Raw genomic sequence first — 2,900 nt, forward strand, 5'->3', positions numbered from 1 at the left:
AGACTCCCTCCAAAAACTTTTAACGCGAGTTGGTTTCCCCCTGTTTTGCCAAGCAAAACAGGGGGAAACCAACTCGTATTAAAAGTCTTTGAAGGGGGTCTGGGGGAAACTTTCTACAGAAAGTTTCCCCCAGAGTAATTAATCAGCATTTCCTTAAATTAACATCTTCACTGCGTCAAATCAACCTTGCCGTCCCGCCGTGTGGCCGGGACCGGCTCCGGCGGGTTGAGGTTACCACTTGACATGGGTGGCAAAAAAGGCGAAATATAACGGTCATGATTACGGCGGAGAAGATTGTCAGTCTTGCCGGAGTGGGTGTCTTTGTAGGGGTGGCATGGCTCTTTTCCGAGGACCGCCGCCGCATCGACTGGCGTCTCGTTGCCTGGGGGATCGGGCTCCAGGCCGCGGCGGCCGTGGCGGTCCTCAAGACGGCGCCGGGACGCATGGTCTTCGACGGCGCGAGGGCGGCCATGACGGGGCTCCTCGATTTCACGGCCGTGGGCGCGGGATTCCTCTTCGGAAAGCTCGTCGACGACTTCTCCATCGGCGCGGTCGTGGCCTTCAAGGTTCTGCCGACGATCATCTTCGTCTCTTCGCTCATGGGCGTGCTCTACTACCTGCGGGTCATACAGGCCCTTGTATGGCTCATGGCCCGCATCATGGAGCGCACCATGCGCGCCTCCGGGACCGAGGCCTTCATGGCCGCCATGTTCGTCTTCATGGGCATAGAGGCGGTGACGGCCGTGAAGGACTACGTGGCGAGGATGACCCGCTCCGAGCTCTTCACCCTCATGACGGGCTTCATGTCCACCATCGCGGGAAGCGTCATGGCCGCCTACGTGAGCTTCGGCGCAAGCGCGGGCCACCTGCTGGCCGCCTCGGTCATGAGCGCCCCGGCGGCCGTCGTCATCTCGAAGCTCATGGTGCCCGAGCGCCTGGAGCGCCCTGCGGATGGCCCCTCGGTGACGCAACTGAGAAGCGACGACATAAACATCATAGAAGCGGCGGCCAACGGCGCAGCCGCGGGCCTCAACCTGGCGGCCACCATCGGCGCCATGCTCCTCGCCTTCATAGCCATAATCGGCATGCTCGACGCGGGCCTCGGCTCCCTCGGCATCTCCTTCGAGGCCATCCTGGGTTACCTCTTCGCGCCGGCGGCCTTTGTCATGGGCGTGCCCCCCGCCGACTGCCTCGAGGTGGGAAAACTGCTGGGCATAAAGGTGGTCTTCAACGAGTTCATATCCTACCAGAAACTACAGGCCCACATAACGGCCGGAACGCTCTCGGAACGCTCCATAACCATCGCAACCTACGGCCTGTGCAGCTTCGCCAACTTCGGCTCCATCGCCATACTCATGGGCGGCATCGGCGCCGTCGCGCCGTCCCGGAAAAAAGAAGTCGCGGCGCTGGCGCTGCGGGCGCTGGCCGCAGGCACCATGGCCGGCTTCATGACCGCCACCATCGCTGGGGTGCTTGTTTGAAGACGGGGGCCGGTTAGCCGCCGGCGCAAACCCGGCGGCATGGAAGGCTTCCGGGGACAATCTCCTTGCAGGCCTAACTCGGCGGCCAGAGGGAGGCCGGGGCGCAAAGGCGTAAGCGATCCCGCCTGGCGCGCCCCGGCCTCCCCCCTGGCCGTCGGGCAAAGGGCGTGAGATGGCAGGGAGCCGGAGCCGCCGGCTCCCGGGCCGCCGGCTCTTGACGGAGGGGGGCAAAGCGGTTAACATAGGGTGATGTTCCGCGGCGACTTTACGAAAAAGATGACGGCTTCCGCCTGGACGGGGGGGACGGGGGGGCGCGGCTGCGCCGCGCGGCGGGCCGCGGCGGCCCTGCTCGCCGCGGCGCTTATCCTCGCCGTCGCGGCCGGATCCCCGGCGAGGGCGGGAACCTCCGGCCCCGCCGTGGAGGTGATCCCCTCGCGGCTCTTTCAGGGCGAGGTGGCCCGCGTGGTCGTAAGGGGCGGGCCCGGCGCGGTGGACGTTACGGGAAGCATCGAGGGAGACGCCGTCCTCTTCTACGGGAAGTCTTCGCAGCCGCCCGTCTTCGAGGCCCTCCTGGGCATCGACCTCGCCGCCGAACCGGGAGAGAAAACCTTGGAGGTGACGGTCCGCTACGGCGGCGGCCGGAGAGCGAGGGCGGAGAAGACCGTCGTCATAGACAGGAAGAAGTTCACCGTCCAGAGGTTGAAGCTCCCGAAAAAGATGGTCGAGCTCGACGAGGCCACACTCGAGCGCGTAAGACGGGAGAAGGCCGAGCTCGGCGGGGCCCTCGAGGACTCCGCAGCCCGCAGACTCTGGAAAGGACCCTTTCTCATGCCCGCCGAGGGGCGGATATCGAGCTCCTTCGGCCTGCGGCGCATACTCAACGGCAAGCCCCGCTCTCCCCACACGGGCCTCGACATCGGCGCCCCGGCGGGAAGGGCCGTGCGGGCCTCGAATTCCGGCACCGTGACCCTCACGGGAGAGCGCTACTTCAGCGGCCTCACCGTGGTGATAGACCACGGCCTCGGCCTCTCGACCATGTACTTCCACCTCTCCGAGGTGCTCGTAAAGGAGGGAGAGCGGGTCGAGCGCGGACAGATTATAGGCAGGGTGGGCTCCACGGGCAGGTCCACGGGCCCCCACCTCCACTGGGGCGTATGGCTCTCGGGCGCAAGGGTGGACCCCCGAAGCCTCATGGCCGCAACGGGCGCCGCCGCAGAGACAGGCAAGACCCTGGAGGCGGCGGCCGAAAAACCAGGGGCCACGTCACCTGCGGCGACAGGGCCGGCGGGCCAGCCCGACCGCTAACCCGCCCTACTTTCTTTTTGGTTAGTCATTACCTAAGGAAACTCTGATTAATTACCCTGAGGGAACCTTTTTGTAAAAAGGTTCCCTCAGACTCCCTCCAAAAACTTTTAACGC

At 64.9% G+C, this 2,900-nt stretch carries 2 protein-coding genes; both read left to right on the forward strand.

Annotated elements, in window-relative coordinates; genetic code table 11:
- Positions 1-275: 275 nt before the first annotated feature.
- A complete protein-coding gene (locus ENJ37_04655) occupies positions 276-1,481 on the forward strand; it encodes a NupC/NupG family nucleoside CNT transporter (protein HHL39773.1) in 1,206 nt (401 codons plus the stop codon).
- 717 nt (positions 1,482-2,198) lie between these two features.
- A complete protein-coding gene (locus ENJ37_04660) occupies positions 2,199-2,786 on the forward strand; it encodes a M23 family metallopeptidase (protein ID HHL39774.1) in 588 nt (195 codons plus the stop codon).
- The last annotated feature ends 114 nt before the right edge of the window (positions 2,787-2,900 follow it).

The organism is Deltaproteobacteria bacterium (assembly GCA_011375175.1).
GTDB lineage: Bacteria > Desulfobacterota > GWC2-55-46 > GWC2-55-46 > DRME01 > DRME01.